The sequence below is a fragment of the Agrobacterium tumefaciens str. B6 genome (assembly GCF_001541315.1).
In the GTDB taxonomy this organism is placed as follows: Bacteria; Pseudomonadota; Alphaproteobacteria; order Rhizobiales; family Rhizobiaceae; genus Agrobacterium; species Agrobacterium radiobacter.
Genome location: NZ_LMVK01000012.1, coordinates 441,993 through 458,354, shown reverse-complemented (window position 1 = coordinate 458,354; position 16,362 = coordinate 441,993). Strand labels below are relative to the sequence as shown.

Sequence of the window (16,362 nt, the reverse complement as noted above, 5' to 3'; positions counted from 1 at the left end):
CCTCACACCAGTTCCACGTCAACGACACCGGGTGCGGACCGCAGCGCAGCGGCGATTTCCGGCGAGATACGGTATTTCTCCGTCAGTTCCACCTCGATCTCGCGGCTGCCTTCATCCTTGATGACGATGAAATAGACCGAGCCGTCACCCTTGGTGTTGAGATGGCGGGCGACCGTTTTCAGCGGACCGGAATCGCGCACATAAACGCGCAAGGCCTTCTGCATCTGCACGGATTTCTCTTCCAACGACTGCGCCGTCTGTATACGCAGGCCGATGCCTTCCGGGCGCTCTTCTGCCTGCACGGTGATAACAAGCGATTTGCCGACTTCCAGCAGATCCCGGAATTGGCCGAGCCCTTCGGAAAACAGCACCGCCTCATATTGCCCTGATGCATCCGAGAAGGTGATGATGCCCATCTTGTTGCCGGTGCGGGTCTTGCGTTCCTGCTTGCCGGTGACGGTGCCGGCCAGACGCCCGGCGGTCGCACCCTGTTTCACCGCCGCTGAAAAATCGGCGAAATTCTGCACCCGCAACTTTTCCAGCACGGGGCGATAGGTATCGAGAGGATGGGCGGTGAGGTAAAAACCGAGAACCTGATATTCACGCAGCAGTTTTTCCGAAGCGAGCCAGGGCTGGAAAGCGGGCAGGACAAGCTTTTCCGGGCCGTTGCCGCCGCCGGAACCGAACATGTCCGACTGGCCGATGGTGCGATTGTTCTGCGCCATCTGCGCATAACCGATAATGCGGTCCAGCCCGCCGATCAGTTCGGCGCGGTCGCGGCCGAAACAATCGAAAGCGCCGGCATTGATCAGGCTTTCCAGCACACGCCGGTTGATCTGCTTGGGGTCGATGCGTAGGCAGAAATCCTCAAGGCTCGTGAACGGCTTGCCGTCGCGAACCTGGACGATGTGTTCCACCGCTCCCTCGCCTACGCCCTTGATGGCGGCCAGCGAATAATAGATGCGGTTTTCACCTGTCTCGAACTGGCGGAAGGACGTCTGCACCGAAGGTGCGACGACCTCGATGCCAAGGCGGCCTGCATCCTGCCGGAAATCGTTGAGCTTTTCCGTGTTCGCCATATCGAGCGTCATGGAGGCCGCGAGGAACTCTACCGGATAATGCGCCTTCATATAGGCGGTCTGGTAGGACACGATGGCGTAGGCGGCGGCATGGCTCTTGTTGAAGCCGTAATTGGCGAATTTCGCCAGAAGGTCGAAGATGGTGTTGGCTTGCGGCTTCGAGACGCCATTCTTGATGGCGCCATCGACGAAGCGCTCACGCTGCTGGTCCATCTCCTCCTTGATCTTCTTGCCCATGGCGCGGCGCAGAAGATCGGCTTCGCCGAGCGAATAACCTGACAGGACCTGGGCGATCTGCATCACCTGTTCCTGATAGACGATAACGCCCTGCGTTTCCTTGAGCAGATGGTCGATGGTCGGGTGGATTGATTCCAGCTCCTCCTCGCCATGTTTGCGGGCGTTATAAACCGGGATGTTTTCCATCGGGCCGGGACGATAAAGCGCCACCAGCGCGATAATGTCCTCGATGCAGTCCGGCCGCATGCCGATCAGCGCCTTGCGCATGCCGGCACTTTCCACCTGGAACACGCCGATGGTTTCGCCGCGCGACAGCATCTCGTAAGTTTTGGCGTCATCCAGCGGGATGGCGGCAAGATCAACCTTGATGCCGCGCTTGGCAACAAAATCGACGGCTACCTTCAGCACCGTCAGCGTCTTCAGGCCGAGGAAGTCGAATTTGACGAGGCCGGCGCTTTCCACCCATTTCATGTTGAACTGGGTGACCGGCATATCGGATCGCGGATCGCGATACATCGGCACCAGCTTGGAGAGCGGCCGATCGCCAATGACGATACCGGCGGCGTGGGTGGAGGCGTGACGGTAAAGCCCCTCAATCTTCTGGGCGATATCCAAGAGGCGGGCGACGACCGGCTCCTTGTCCGCCTCTTCCTGCAGGCGCGGCTCTTCCTCGATCGCTTTTGACAGCGGTGTCGGATTGGCCGGGTTGTTGGGCACCAGCTTGCAGATCTTGTCCACCTGCCCATAGGGCATTTCCAGCACGCGGCCGACATCGCGCAAGGCCGCGCGCGCCTGCAGCGAACCGAAGGTGATGATCTGCGCCACCTGCTCGCGACCATATTTGGCCTGCACGTAACGGATCACCTCTTCACGGCGGTCCTGGCAGAAGTCGATATCGAAGTCGGGCATCGATACGCGTTCGGGATTGAGAAAGCGTTCGAACAGCAGCGAGAAGCGCAGGGGGTCGACGTCGGTAATGGTAAGCGCGTAAGCGACAAGCGAACCCGCACCCGAACCACGGCCAGGGCCTACCGGAATATCATGCTGCTTGGCCCATTTGATGAAGTCGGCAACGATCAGGAAGTAACCGGGAAACTTCATGCGCGAGATGACGCCGAGTTCGAAATCCAGCCTGTCGCGATACTCCTGCTCCGTATAACCGGCCGCCATGCCGAGCGCTGCCAGCCGCTGATCCAGCCCCTCCACCGCCTGGCGGCGAAGCTCCTCGGCTTCAGCGCGTTCCGCCGCTTCGGGGTCGTCGCTGGCGCCGGTGAAGCGCGGCAGGATCGGGCCACGCTTCTTCAGCACGAAGGAGCAGCGGAGCGCGATCTCGACAGTGTTTTCGAGCGCCTCGGGAATGTCGGCAAAAAGCGCCACCATCTCCTCACGACTCTTGAGGTAATGGTCGGGCGTCAACCGGAACCGGTTGTCATCGGAGACGATGGCGTTGTGCGCCACCGCCATCAGCGCATCATGCGCCTCGTAATCAGCCTTGGAGGGGAAGAACGCTTCATTGGTGGCAACCAGCGGAATATCATGCTCGTAAGCAAGGCCGATCATGCGCCGCTCATGGGAACGGTCGTAGCCGGACTGGCGCTGCAATTCGATGTAGAGACTGTCCCCGAAGAGTGACTTCAATGTCAGCAGCCGCTCTTTCGCCTGCGCTGCATGGCCTTCCTTCAAGGCCATATCCACCGGTCCGCCAGAAGCGCCCGTCAGCGCGATCAAGCCGGCATTGGAGGCTTCCTCCAGCCATGCGCGGGTAATATGCACCGAATGACTGCTGCCCTCGCCTTCCAGATAGGCGCGGCTGACGATATCCACCAGCCGCTCATAACCTTCGGCATTGGCGGCCAGAAGAACGATGGCGGGAAGTTTCTGAAGATGGCTATTGTGGTTGCGGCGATCCTCCGCCGCATCCTGCATGTCGATCGACAGCTGGCAACCGATGATCGGCTGCAGACCCTCATCGCGCGCCTTTTCGGAAAACTCCAGCGCGACGAAGAGGTTGTTGGTGTCGGTAATGGCTATGGCCGGCTGGCCGTCCGCAACGGCCTTGGACATGATTTTCTTGAGGGGCAACGCCCCCTCAAGCAGGGAATAAGCGGAATGAACCCGAAGATGGACGAAACCGGGGGTCTTCAACGTTTCGCCAGAGGTCTCTCCACGCATAACCGCATCGCCCATATCATCATCCTGTCATTCTGAATCGAGGGGGCGATTTTCCGATTTCCGGCGCTTAATGTCCACCGCTTTGCGGCGTCCATACAGGCTTCTGCGCCGGTGTCTTCTTCACAGGGCGGTGAGGATCACCGAGAAGCTGGCAACAAAGACAGCGATGGAAGCGAAAGCAGCAACGTCACGGATGAAATCAGTCATTGGTCTCTCCTTACTCGTTATGTTCTAACTTTGTTCTCATTTTGTTCGATTGTCAACAGGGTTCTGCTGATATTCCTCTTGCTAATGTACGAGAATCGCCTTCGGTTCCGATCAAGGGAACGGCAAGCCGCTGACTCCAAAGTGAAAAACCCGAAGGCAAAAAACGCCTCCGGGTTCGGAAAAAAATCAAATTCAGGGAACAGCTATTCTTCAGGAGGCGCCGGAGAGATTGATCCGGGCTCGCGACGGTTCGTCCTCGTTCCCTCACGGCAACGACCAGCGTAGTCGTTTCGGTCGCTCCGGAAGGCATGGTGATGCGCGAGGATCATCCCCGCGCAATCCCATGGTCAGAAATCGACGATCTTCCCGTCGGCGAGCGTTACGCGCCGGTCCATGCGGGCGGCGAGTTCATGATTGTGGGTGGCAATCAGCGCCGCGAGGCCAGATTGGCGCACCAGCGCCTCCAGCGCGTCGAATACATAATGCGCGGTCTCCGGATCGAGATTGCCGGTCGGCTCGTCGGCGAGCAGCAGGAGCGGCGCGTTGGCGACGGCGCGGGCAATGGCGACACGCTGCTGTTCACCGCCGGAGAGTTCGGCCGGACGGTGTTCACCGCGATGCCCCACGCGCATATAGTCGAGCAGCGCGCTGGCGCGCTTGCGGGCTTCAGCCTGGGTGAGACCGGCGATGAGCTGCGGCATCATCACATTTTCCACCGCCGAGAATTCCGGCAGGAGGTGATGGAACTGATAAACGAAGCCGATATCGCTGCGGCGGATCGCGGTGCGCGCTTCATCCGGCAGGCCGTTGCAGGGCGCGTCGTTAATATAGACCTCGCCGGCATCGGGATGTTCCAGCAGGCCTGCCAGATGCAGCAGCGTCGATTTGCCGGTGCCTGAAGGGGCGACCAGCGCCACCATCTCACCGCTCTTCAATTCAAAATCGGCCTTGCGCAGAATGGAAAGCGACGTCTCGCCCTGACCATAGGTTCTCTCAACGCCGGTGAGCCGCAGCACTGTTTTTTTTGCCATATTGCGAAGCGGTCCTTATTCGTAACGCAGGGCCTGCACCGGATCGAGCTTGGAAGCCCGCCATGCCGGGAAGATCGTTGCCAGGAAAGAGAGCGTGAGCGCCATGATGACAACGGAAATCGTTTCGCTGATATCCATTTCTGCCGGAAGCTGGCTCAAGAAATAAAGCTGCGGGTCAAACAGCACCGTGCCCGAAATCCAGGAGAAGAACTGCCGGATGGATTCCACGTTGAGGCAGACGATGACGCCGAGCGCCACACCGGCGAAGGTGCCGACCATACCGATGGCCGCACCTGTCATGAAGAAGATGCGCATCACCGCGCCCGAACTTGCGCCCATGGTGCGCAGAATGGCGATATCGCTGCCCTTGTCCTTCACCAGCATGATGAGGCCGGAAATGATGTTCAGCGCCGCCACCAACACGATGAGGGTGAGGATCATGAACATGACGTTTCGTTCCACCTGCAGGGCGGAGAAGAAGGTCTGGTTCCGCTGCCTCCAGTCGGTAATGTAGATCTGCCTTTCGGCCGCCTGCTCCACCAGCGGACGGATGCCATCGACATCATCCGGGCGGCTCACATAAAGCTCGATGGATTGCACGATGCCGTCGGCATTGAAATAAAGCTGGGCTTCGGACAGAGGCATATAGATCATCGATGCGTCGTATTCCGACATGCCGATCTCGAAGACACCGGAAATCTTGTAAGATTTGACGCGCGGATTGACGCCCATCGGCGTTACGTCACCTTCTGGTGATATGAGGGTGATATCGTCACCCGCCGTAACACCAAGCTGGGCGGCGAGCCTGGAGCCGACGAGAACGCCGTCACCCGCCATGAAGCCGACGAGGTCGCCGGTCTTGATGTTGGTGGCGACTTCCTTGACCTTGTCGATATCCTCCTGGCGCACACCGCGCACCAGAGCGCCGGAACCCGCGCCGCCACGACCGGAGGCCAATGTCTGGCCCTCCACCAGCGGCAGAGCCATGGTGACTCCGGGTACGGCGGCGAATTTCTTAGCCAGCTCATCATAATTATTGAAGGGCTGGTCGATCGGCTGCACGATCATATGGCCGTTGATGCCGAGAATGCGGGAAATCAGCTCCGTGCGGAACCCGTTCATCACAGCCATGACGATGATAAGCGTCGCCACGCCCAGCATGATGCCGACAAAGGAAAAACCGGCGATGACGGAAATGAATGCTTCCTTGCGCCGCGATCGCAGATAGCGCCAGGCCACCATACGTTCGAAAGCGGAAAACGGCCGGGCGGTCTTTGCCCCGGCGGAAACAGCCGCACCCTTGTCAGCCTCGGCTTGTGCCATGTCGTCTCCCTGATCTCAAACTGCAAGGCCGGTCTTTTCCGAAAACCGGCCCATATTTCTGCTGCATCTGCGCTACGAAACCGGAGCGGACGTCGGGTGAAGCCGCTCCGTCTTCCATTCGCGCTTAGGCGAGCACCTTGTTCATCGCCGCCTCGATCGTCACGGTCTCCCGCTCGCCGGTCTTGCGATCCTTCACTTCGACTTCGCCATTCGCGACCGAACGCGGGCCGACGATTATCTGCAGCGGCACGCCGATCAGATCAGCGGTGGCGAATTTCTGGCCCGCCCGGTCGTCCGTATCGTCGTAGAGAACATCCTTGCCGGCATTAGAGAGCTGATAATACAGCTTTTCACAGGCCGCATCGCAGGCCGCATCGCCAGCCTTCATGTTGATGATCACGACGTCGAAAGGAGCGACCGAGGCCGGCCAGATGATTCCGTTCTCGTCATGCGATGCTTCAATGATGGCGGGAACAAGGCGTGTCGGCCCGATGCCATAAGAACCCATGTGGACGGGGTGTTCCTTGCCGTCCTTGCCCTGCACTTTCGCGCCCATCGGCTCGGAATATTTGGTGCCGAAATAGAAGATGTGCCCAACCTCGATGCCGCGCGCGGAAAGGCGCTCGCCTTCGGGAATGGCGTCATAGGCGGCCTCGTCGTGCATTTCGGACGTGGCTGCGTAATCGGTCGTCCACTCGTCGAACACGCCCTGCAGCGCCGCGACATCGTCGAAATCGGTGCTTTCAGCTGGAATGCCGCGGTCGAGGAAGCTCTTGTGGCAGAAGACTTCGGATTCGCCGGTATCGGCCAGAATGATGAACTCATGGCTGTGATTGCCGCCGATCGGGCCGGTATCGGCGCGCATGGGAATAGCGCGCAGGCCAAGGCGCTCAAAGGTCCGCAGGTAAGCCACGAACATCTTGTTATAGGAATGGATCGCGTCTTCCTTGGTCAGGTCGAAGGAATAGGCGTCCTTCATCAGGAACTCGCGCGAACGCATCGTGCCGAAACGGGGACGCACCTCGTCGCGGAACTTCAGCTGGATATGATAGAGGTTCAGCGGCAGGTTCTTGTAGGACTTCACATAGGAACGGAAGATGTCGGTGATCATCTCCTCGTTGGTGGGGCCATAGAGCATCTGGCGGTCCTGGCGGTCCTTGATGCGCAGCATTTCCTTGCCGTAGTCGTCATAACGGCCGCTCTCCTGCCAGAGCTCGGCGGTCTGCAGCGTCGGCATCAGAAGCTCGATGGCGCCGGAACGGTCCTGCTCCTCGCGGATGATCTTGTTGACCTTGTCGAGCACGCGTTTGCCGAGCGGCAGCCAGGAATAGATGCCAGCCGATTGCTGCCGGATCATGCCGGCGCGCAGCATGAGGCGGTGAGAGACAATCTCGGCTTCCTTGGGGTTTTCCTTCAGGATGGGCAGGAAATAACGGCTAAGACGCATGACGGCTTCCATTGATGTGGACGACAGCGCCAAAAGGCGCGGGAATCGCCCCGAATAGAGGGATATTGGCGCCGGATATAGCGGTTTCTGACCCAGATGAAAACCCGCCATGCAAAGAGCGTTAAAGGCGATTTTGTGGTATTTTCACGATAGCTAATTCGCGTCAAAACGCTTTGGCCGGAATATTATTCTTGATCCGGTGCGACAAATTGCACCACAGAGAATTTTTTGCCGACTGTAACAAATATGCAAAAAATGAGATGACAAGCATGGGGGTTTGAGCTAGCTTTAGCTTACAAAAGAGGCAGGAAGTTTAAATTCTTGTCATTTTCGCGGTCAGTCTTGGGAGGATCAGATCTTAGGCGCGCTCGTTCGCAGCCCCGGTAACGGTTACAGATCACGCGAAACCTGAAAACAAGGCTGAAAGGCCTTGTTTTTTTTTGCTTCTGCACGCATTTCCCTGCTCTCGGCCATCATCCCAGTAGAATTACGGCGATGAATCAGGCACCCGGCAAGCTCCTGCTGTGTGCACGATAGATATGACATCCATATGACAGAGTCTCAGCCAGATTCACGGCAGACTGCCCCTTGCATAGGCAGGCGCTTCGGCTTGCTATCAGGTTGGGCGCAGATGTAGGCCGGGGCGGACATTGCCCGCGCTTTTTTTCAGTCGAAAACGGGAATAATTCTCGGCAGGTCATCAAGGCTGACGCTGAACCACCAGGTTCCGCCATACCAGATCCCGCAGATCAGGGCCGAGATCAGGGTCGTCCACAACACGATCCGTCCGCCCTTGAAGCTGGATGGCGCGCTGGCAACCGTCCCCAGCGCCACATCGCCCTCATCGTCCTGGGTGCGCAGGCCAATCGGCAGCACGATAAAAAGTACCGTCCACCAGACGATGAAATAAACGGCGAAGACCGAAAGAAGCGGCATGTGATCCTCCTGCACAATGCGCTTCTTGTAACGCATTCATCCGCAAACCGGAATCAATTCCCTGCAAGATGCATAAAAAGCCTTGGAAAGAGGAACAGAACCGCGCTTTGAGCAGGCACACGCAGGTCGCCGACAAAGGCGGGCGATCTCTCTTCCGTCATGCCGGCCCCCGGAACAAGCCCGAGGATGATCCGGCATCCAGCCACGGCGCGTCTGCGCCGTGAGAGGAGTCTTTACGCGATCAAGGACTTGATCGCGCTGGACCCCGGATCTAGTCCGGGGTGACGGCATGCGGATGATACCCCGCTTTCCGGCTCAGACCTTCGTGACGAAAACCGTCACGATCGGCTTCTTGCCCCAGCTCTGATTGGCGGCGGCGCGCACGGCGCGGCGCACCGCTTCACGCAGCAGCTCCAGATCCTTGCGGCGGGCGCGCGGAATGCTTTCGACAGCGCCGAGCACGGCGTCATAAAGCGTGTCTTCCATCGCCTCATCCTCGTCATCGAATTCCGGCAGGCCGAAAGGCACCACATCGGGATCACCGAGGAAATCGTAACGGCTGTCCAGCACGACATTGACCGCGACATGGCCGGCGAAAGAAAGCTTGCGGCGATTGCTGATGCCCATCTCGTCCATGTCACCGACGAGATTGCCGTCCTTGAAGACGCGGCCATGTGGCACGTCGTCGATAACCTCCGCCGGGCCGGGAGCAAGGCGCAGAACATTTCCGTTGCGCACCTTCGGTACCTGCGAAATGCCGGCCTGTTCGGCCAGTTCCTTCTGCGCCACCAGATGCGCCGCCTCACCATGCACGGGCACGACGATCTGCGGCTTCGTCCACTCATACATCTTCAGAAGTTCATTACGGCGCGGATGGCCGGAGACATGCACTAGCGCCTCATTGTCCGTGACAATGTGCACGCCCTGCTCGATCAGGCCGTTCTTGATCTCGATGATCGCCTTTTCGTTGCCGGGAATGGCGCGTGAGGAAAATACGACAGTATCTCCCGACGCGAGCGCCACATTGCGCATCTCGTCGCGGGAAAGCTTGGCGAGCGCTGCGCGCGGTTCGCCCTGCGAACCGGTCAGGATCAGCACCACACGGTCGCGCGGAATATAACCATATTCATCTTCTGCGAGGAACGGCTTGATGCCTTCCATGATGCCGAGATCCTGCGAGACATTGACGACCCGCTTCAGCGACGAGCCCAGCAGCAGCACCTCGCGGCCCGCGGCCTCAGCAGCCTGCGCAATCGAACGGATGCGCCCGACGTTGGAGGAGAAGGTGGTGACCGCCACGCGGCCTTCGGCATTTTCGATGATCTGGCGCAGGCCTTCGGAAACCTCGTGTTCGGAGGGCGACACACCATCGCGCACCGAATTGGTGCTGTCGCACATCAGTGCCAGCACACCCTCTTCGCCGATGGCGCGGAAGCGCGCCTCATCCGTCAACGGCCCGAGCGACGGCGCTTCGTCGATCTTCCAGTCACCGGTGTGGATGACATTGCCGAGCGGCGTGCGAATGACCAGCGACATCGGCTCGGGAATGGAGTGGTTGACGCCAACAGCTTCGATTTCGAACGGCCCGACATTGATACGGTCGCCAGCCTTGAAGATCGTTACCGGAATTTCGGCGCGCGTGCCCTCATAAGCGCGCTTGGCTTCCAGCATGCCGGCGGTGAAAGGCGAGGCATAAACCGGGACGTTGAGGCCGGGCCACAGATCATTCAGCGCACCATAATGGTCCTCATGGGCGTGGGTGATGATGATGCCCTTGAGGTTCTTCTTCTGCTCGGCGATATAGCTGATGTCAGGCAGAACGAGATCGACGCCCGGCAGATCGAGACCGGCGAATGTCACGCCGCAATCCACCATGATCCATTGGCGCTTGCTTTCCGGCCCATAGCCGTAAAGCGCCAGATTCATGCCGATTTCACCCACACCGCCGAGCGGTATAAAGACCAGTTCGTCCTGTTTAGCCATTATTTTTCTTATCCATTCACGAAAGCACGCGGACGACGGCATTTTGCCGTGCCCACCGCCTCTATCCAGCATCGGACCTGTTAAACCATCTGATCGACCGGGCCGATGCGGAACCGGTTTGTCACCCTGCATTTCAGGAGCCGCAGGAAAGCTCCAATCTCTGGAACCGGTTCGGCGCGGCTTCCTGGGCCGCGCCGTTCACCTCATCCGAAAAATACGTCGCCGGCGGCGATGGAGCGCCTGGCGCCCTCGTCTTCATCCAGCAGCAGATAACCATTATCATCAATTCCGACGAAACGCCCGCCAATCGAACGATCAGGGAAATTGACGGTGATATGTTCGCCAATACCGCAAGCGGCCGCCCGCCAGCCGGTCATGATGCCGGAAACACCCCTGCCCTCGTCCCAGTCCCTCAGCACATCAGCCGTCTCGCGGAAGAGATAGGCGAACAGCTCGTCGGGCGAGCAGGACGCGCCATGTTCGGAGAGCATGGTGACGGGATAAAGCGGATTGTCCGGCTTATGGGCGATATTGATGCCGATGCCGATGACGATGGCGCGCCGGCCGTCAGGCAGCAGCTCCGCTTCCATCAGGATGCCGCAGGTCTTGCGGCGACCGATCAGCACGTCATTCGGCCATTTGATCTCCAGCGGTTCACCATTCGTCGGCAGCACCGCGCGAATGGCGCGATAGACTGCAAGCGCAAAAGCGAGCGGCAGGGAGCCGATGCGGTCCATCGGCGCGGGCTCGATCAGAAGAAGCGATGCGTAGAGATTTCCGGGTTCGGAAACCCATGGCCGGCCGCGACGGCCGCGGCCGCCGGTCTGGCGGATGGCGGTAATCCACAGATTGCCGCCATCGCCTGCCCTTGCCCGGGCAAAACATTCCAGATTGGTCGATGGCGTTTCCGCCATCGCCTCGTGCCGGAAATCATCGATGGACATCCGACCCGTATGCTTGTGTGTGCTGCTCAAAAGAAGGTCTTCGCCGCAACAGTCACCGCGTTGCCGAGCGCACCGCCAAAGACGATGAAGGCGACAACGAACAGGGCCGAAAGCGCATAAACGACTTTCAGTTCGCCAGCCGGACGCTCGAATTTGTCCTTGGCCTCATCGAACCACATGACCTTGACGACGCGGATATAGTAGTAGGCGCCGACCACCGAGCCAATCACGCCGATGATGGCGAGCGGATAGAGCTTCGCTTCAATGGCGGCGAGGAAGACGTAATACTTGCCGAAGAAGCCGGCGAGCGGCGGAATGCCGGCAAGCGAGAACATCAGGATCGTCAGCACAACCGCCATGAAGGGGTTGGAAGACGAAAGACCGGCGAGATCCTCGACAGTCTCGACATTGCCGATTTCCTTGCGGCGCATGGAGAGAATGCAGGCGAAGGTGCCGAGCGTCATGACCATGTAGATGGTCATGTAGAGAATAACGCCCGAGATACCGGCTTCGGTGCCAGCGGCAAGACCAACCAGCGCATAACCCATGTGACCGATGGAGGAATAGGCCATCAGGCGCTTGATGTTCTTCTGGCCGATCGCGGCAAAGGAACCGAGCAGCATGGAGGCGATGGAAATGAAGACGACGATCTGCTGCCAGTCGGCGAAGACCGGCTGGAAAGCCTCGATGACGATGCGCACGAGGATCGCCATGGCGCCGATCTTGGGCGCGGCCGAGAGGAATGCCGTGACCGGGGTCGGCGCACCTTCATAGACATCAGGCGTCCACATGTGGAACGGCACGGCCGAGATCTTGAATGCCAGACCGGCGAGAACGAAGACCAGGCCGAAGACGAGGCCGAGCGAACGGGTTTCGGCCGCCAGAACCTGCGCGATTTCGGTGAAGCCGGTATTGCCGGTGAAGCCGTAGACCAGCGACATGCCATAGAGCAGCATGCCGGAGGAGAGCGCGCCGAGCACGAAGTACTTCAGACCCGCTTCCGTGGAGCGCAGGCTTTCACGGTTGATGGCGCAGACGACGTAGAGCGCCAGCGACTGCAGTTCCAGCGCCATATAGAGCGAGATCAGGTTGTTGGCCGAGATCATCAGCAGGATGCCGAGGGTCGCGAGAACCAGCAATACCGGATATTCGAAACGGCCGATCGGCTCGAAACGGCCCTGGCCGACGGCCAGGATCATGGCGGTGATCGAGCCGATCAGCGCCAGCACCTTCATGAAGTTGCCGAAGGCATCGGCGACGTAAACGCCGCCGAAAGCCACACCCGAAGCGGGTGCAAAGACGATCCAGAGACCGACGACGAGCAGCAGGGCCACGGAGAGGCCCGTGACCGTCGTTGTCGACTTGTCGCCCGAGAAGACGCCAATCATGAGCAGCGCCAGCGCGCCGACCGCAAGGATCAGCTCGGGCGTCGCGATGTGCAGACTGGCAAAAAGAATTTCAGCGGTCATGTCCAACGGGTCCTGTCGTCAATTCATAGAAAGCGCAACATTTTGCGCCGCCTGCAATGCAGCCGTATAGTTGTTTACCAGAAGATCGACCGAAGCGGCTGTCGCATCGAAAACCGGAGCCGGATAGACGCCGAAGAAGATCGTCAGCGCAACCAGCGGATAAAGGATGACCTTTTCGCGGGTCGACAGATCGAGCATCGATTTCAGGCTTTCCTTCTCAAGCGCACCGAAAATCACGCGGCGGTAAAGCCACAGCGCGTAAGCGGCCGAGAGGATGACGCCAGTTGCCGCAAACAGCGCGACCAGCGTGTTGGCGCGGAATACGCCGATCAGCGTCAGGAATTCACCAACGAAGCCGGAGGTGCCGGGCAGACCGACATTGGCCATGGTGAAGATCATGAAGGCGACGGCATATTTCGGCATGTTGTTCACGAGACCGCCATAGGCCGAGATCTCACGGGTATGCAGCCGATCGTAAACGACGCCGACGCAGAGGAAGAGCGCACCAGACACGATGCCGTGCGACAGCATCTGGAAGATTGCGCCCTGCACGCCCTGCACATTGGCCGCGAAGATGCCCATGGTCACGTAACCCATGTGGGCGACGGAGGAATAGGCGATCAGCTTCTTGATGTCGTCCTGCATCATCGCCACCAGCGAGGTGTAGATGATGGCGAGAACCGACAGCGTGAAGACGAAGGGAGCGAAATAGTCCGACGCCAAGGGGAACATCGACAGCGAGAAACGGATGAAACCGTAGCCGCCAAGCTTCAGCATGACGCCTGCCAGAATGACGGAACCCGCGGTCGGCGCCTGCACGTGGGCATCCGGCAGCCAGGTGTGTACCGGCCACATCGGCATCTTGACCGAGAATGCCGCGAAACAGGCAAGCCATAGCCACGTCTGCATGCCGGCCGGGAAGCCGTATTTCAGAAGTTCGGTCATGTCTGTTGTGCCGGACTGCCAGTACATCGCCATGATGGCGAGCATGGTCAGAACCGAGCCAAGCAGCGTGTAGAGGAAGAACTTGTAGGATGCGTAGACGCGATCCTTGCCGCCCCAGACGCCGATGATGATGAACATCGGGATCAGCGTCGCTTCGAAGAAAACGTAGAAGAGAACCGTATCCAGCGCCACAAAGACGCCGATCATGACCACTTCCAGAAGCAGGAAGGCAATCATGTATTCCTTGATGCGCTTTTCGATCGAATCCCAGCTTGCCAGCACGCAGAAGGGCATGAGGAAGGTGGTGAGGATGACGAACAGCATGGAGATGCCGTCGACACCGAGATGATAGGCGGCAATGTTGCCGAACCAGGCATGCTTCTCGACCATCTGGAAGCCGGGGTTCGAATTGTCGAAACCGATCCAGATGAACAGCGACACGATGAAGGTGAAGACGGTCGTCAGCAGCGAGACATTGAGAATGTTGCGGCGACCATAGGGGCCGTTCTCATTCGTCAGAAGCAGCAGCACCACGCCGACGAGCGGCAGAAAGGTGACCGTTGAAAGAATGGGCCAATCGGTCATCAGAGGGCACTCCCGAGCATCATCCAGGTGACAAGCGCCGCGATGCCGATCAGCATCGCAAAGGCATAGTGATAAAGGTAACCGGATTGCAGGCGGACCATGCGGTTGGTCACGTCAACCACACGCGCTGCAATGCCGTTCGGTCCATAGTGGTCGATGACGGCGACGTCGCCCTTCTTCCACAGGAAGCGGCCAAGCGCCTTTGCGGAGCGAACGAAGAGGAAGTCATAGAGTTCGTCGAAGTACCACTTGTTGAGAAGGAACTGGTAGAGGCCGCGATGGGTCTCGGCCAGACGCTTCGGCGTCTCCGGCGACTTGATGTACATGTACCATGCGGTCACGAAACCAAGCGCCATGGCGAAGAACGGGCTCCACTTCACCCACAGCGGAACATGGTGGAACTCTTCGAGGATTTCATTTTCCGGAAGCGTGAACAGGGCGCCCTTCCAGAATTCGGCATATTCATGGCCGAAGAAATAACCTTCGAAGGCCACACCGGCAAAGATCGCGCCAACGGTGAGGATGAAGAGCGGGATCAGCATGACCATCGGCGATTCATGCACATGGTGCATCACGTCGGCCGAAGCGCGCGGCTTGCCGAAGAAGGTCATGAAGGCCAGACGCCAGGAGTAGAAGCTGGTGAACAGCGCGGCGATGACCAGCAGCGTGAAGGCGACGCCCGAGAGAACCGAATGGGACGCGTAAGCGGATTCGATGATGACGTCCTTCGAGAAGAAGCCGGCAAAACCGATCATCGTGCCCGGGATCCCGACGCCGGTCAGCGCCAGCGTGCCAACGGTCATGGTCCAGAAGGTGATCGGGATATGCTTGCGCAGGCCGCCCATGTAACGCATGTCCTGCTCGCCATCGACGGCGTGGATAACCGAACCGGCGCACAAGAACAACAGGGCCTTGAAGAAGGCGTGTGTGAAGAGGTGGAACACGGCAGCACCATAAGCGCCGACGCCGAGCGCCACGAACATGTAACCAAGCTGCGAGCAGGTCGAATAGGCAATCACGCGCTTGATATCGTTCTGTACGAGACCAACGGTCGCCGCGAAGAAGGCGGTGATCGCGCCGATCAGCGTCACGACGGTAAGCGCGTCATGCGACAGTTCGAACAGCGGCGACATGCGGGCGACGAGGAAGACGCCGGCGGTAACCATGGTTGCGGCGTGAATGAGGGCAGACACCGGGGTCGGGCCTTCCATCGCGTCCGGCAGCCAGGTGTGCAGCAGGAACTGCGCCGATTTACCCATCGCGCCCATGAAGAGCAGCAGGCAGACGCCCGTCATCGCATTGGCCTTGTCCAGCTGCATGCCGAACAGGTTGATGACGGTTTCTGTGGAAGCGGCACCTTCGGCCGGCAGATAGGTGCTGGCAGCGGCGAAGATGGTTTCGAGATTGATCGAGCCGAACAACACGAACACGCCGCCAATACCGAGGATGAAACCAAAGTCGCCGACGCGGTTGACGATGAAGGCCTTCATGGCCGCAGCCGAAGCGGAAGGCTTCTTGAACCAGAAGCCGATCAGCAGATAGGACGCCAGACCAACGCCTTCCCAGCCGAAGAACATCTGCAGCAGGTTGTCGGAGGTCACCAGCATCAGCATGGCGAAGGTGAAGAGCGACAGATAGGCGAAGAAGCGCGGACGATGCGGATCATGGTGCATGTATCCGATCGAATAGAGGTGCACCAGCGTCGAGACCGTGTTGACGACGACGAACATGACGGCCGTCAGCGTATCGATGCGGAACGCCCATTCGACGTCGATGCCGCCGGACTGGATCCAGCGCAGCACGGTGACCTTGATCACCTCGCCCGGCTCGCCATGGGCAAGCGCGACACTGAAGAAGACGATCCATGACAGGATGGCGACCACGATCATCAGACCGGTGGTGACATATTCCGAAGCCTTGGCGCCGATCGACCGGCCAAACAGGCCGGCGATCAGGAAGCCGATCAGAGGAAGAAAGACGATAGCCTTGTAGATCATAGCCTTA

The 16,362-nt window shown here is 59.2% G+C and carries 10 protein-coding genes; all 10 read right to left on the bottom strand.

All coding sequences use genetic code 11. The features are described 5' to 3' along the window. Positions 1-2: 2 nt before the first annotated feature. Complete coding sequence (gene dnaE / locus ASB65_RS12380; RefSeq protein WP_060724103.1) at positions 3-3,503, bottom strand: DNA polymerase III subunit alpha; 3,501 nt, start codon at positions 3,501-3,503, stop codon at positions 3-5. A 539-nt stretch (positions 3,504-4,042) separates the two neighbouring features. Beyond that, positions 4,043-4,726, bottom strand: a complete 684-nt coding sequence (locus ASB65_RS12375; RefSeq protein WP_060724102.1) for an ABC transporter ATP-binding protein — start codon at positions 4,724-4,726, stop codon at positions 4,043-4,045. 15 nt (positions 4,727-4,741) lie between these two features. After that, a complete protein-coding gene (locus ASB65_RS12370) occupies positions 4,742-6,049 on the bottom strand; it encodes a lipoprotein-releasing ABC transporter permease subunit (protein WP_003502407.1) in 1,308 nt (435 codons plus the stop codon). 124 nt (positions 6,050-6,173) lie between these two features. Further along, positions 6,174-7,496: a proline--tRNA ligase gene (proS, locus tag ASB65_RS12365; RefSeq protein ID WP_003502405.1), complete on the bottom strand. Its 1,323-nt coding sequence runs from the start codon at positions 7,494-7,496 to the stop codon at positions 6,174-6,176. 666 nt (positions 7,497-8,162) lie between these two features. Next, on the bottom strand, positions 8,163-8,468 hold the full coding sequence (locus tag ASB65_RS12360; RefSeq protein ID WP_060724101.1) for a DUF1467 family protein: 306 nt from the start codon (positions 8,466-8,468) through the stop codon (positions 8,163-8,165). 279 nt (positions 8,469-8,747) lie between these two features. Beyond that, the gene (locus ASB65_RS12355) at positions 8,748-10,415 is read right to left on the bottom strand and encodes a ribonuclease J (RefSeq protein WP_003502399.1); all 1,668 of its coding nucleotides are present in this window, start codon (positions 10,413-10,415) and stop codon (positions 8,748-8,750) included. Between the two features lie 203 nt (positions 10,416-10,618). Next, positions 10,619-11,359, bottom strand: a complete 741-nt coding sequence (locus ASB65_RS12350; RefSeq protein ID WP_060724100.1) for a biotin--[acetyl-CoA-carboxylase] ligase — start codon at positions 11,357-11,359, stop codon at positions 10,619-10,621. A 26-nt stretch (positions 11,360-11,385) separates the two neighbouring features. After that, on the bottom strand, positions 11,386-12,828 hold the full coding sequence (gene nuoN / locus ASB65_RS12345; protein ID WP_060724200.1) for an NADH-quinone oxidoreductase subunit NuoN: 1,443 nt from the start codon (positions 12,826-12,828) through the stop codon (positions 11,386-11,388). An 18-nt stretch (positions 12,829-12,846) separates the two neighbouring features. Further along, positions 12,847-14,358, bottom strand: a complete 1,512-nt coding sequence (locus tag ASB65_RS12340) for an NADH-quinone oxidoreductase subunit M (RefSeq protein ID WP_060724099.1) — start codon at positions 14,356-14,358, stop codon at positions 12,847-12,849. Continuing rightward, positions 14,358-16,355, bottom strand: coding sequence for an NADH-quinone oxidoreductase subunit L (gene nuoL / locus ASB65_RS12335; protein ID WP_003502391.1), 1,998 nt, complete (start codon positions 16,353-16,355; stop codon positions 14,358-14,360). Before nuoL ends, ASB65_RS12340 begins: the two co-directional genes overlap by 1 nt. Positions 16,356-16,362: the final 7 nt, after the last annotated feature.

What these genes read in the sequence shown, in the direction of transcription:
- ASB65_RS12370 (WP_003502407.1), bottom strand. Translation starts at nt 6,049, where the DNA reads ATGGCACAAGCCGAGGCTGACAAGGGTGCGGCTGTTTCCGCCGGGGCA.
- nuoL (WP_003502391.1), bottom strand. Translation starts at nt 16,355, where the DNA reads ATGATCTACAAGGCTATCGTCTTTCTTCCTCTGATCGGCTTCCTGATC.
- ASB65_RS12350 (WP_060724100.1), bottom strand. Translation starts at nt 11,359, where the DNA reads ATGTCCATCGATGATTTCCGGCACGAGGCGATGGCGGAAACGCCATCG.
- nuoN (WP_060724200.1), bottom strand. Translation starts at nt 12,828, where the DNA reads ATGACCGCTGAAATTCTTTTTGCCAGTCTGCACATCGCGACGCCCGAG.
- ASB65_RS12375 (WP_060724102.1), bottom strand. Translation starts at nt 4,726, where the DNA reads ATGGCAAAAAAAACAGTGCTGCGGCTCACCGGCGTTGAGAGAACCTAT.
- dnaE (WP_060724103.1), bottom strand. Translation starts at nt 3,503, where the DNA reads ATGGGCGATGCGGTTATGCGTGGAGAGACCTCTGGCGAAACGTTGAAG.
- ASB65_RS12340 (WP_060724099.1), bottom strand. Translation starts at nt 14,358, where the DNA reads ATGACCGATTGGCCCATTCTTTCAACGGTCACCTTTCTGCCGCTCGTC.
- ASB65_RS12360 (WP_060724101.1), bottom strand. Translation starts at nt 8,468, where the DNA reads ATGCGTTACAAGAAGCGCATTGTGCAGGAGGATCACATGCCGCTTCTT.
- ASB65_RS12355 (WP_003502399.1), bottom strand. Translation starts at nt 10,415, where the DNA reads ATGGCTAAACAGGACGAACTGGTCTTTATACCGCTCGGCGGTGTGGGT.
- proS (WP_003502405.1), bottom strand. Translation starts at nt 7,496, where the DNA reads ATGCGTCTTAGCCGTTATTTCCTGCCCATCCTGAAGGAAAACCCCAAG.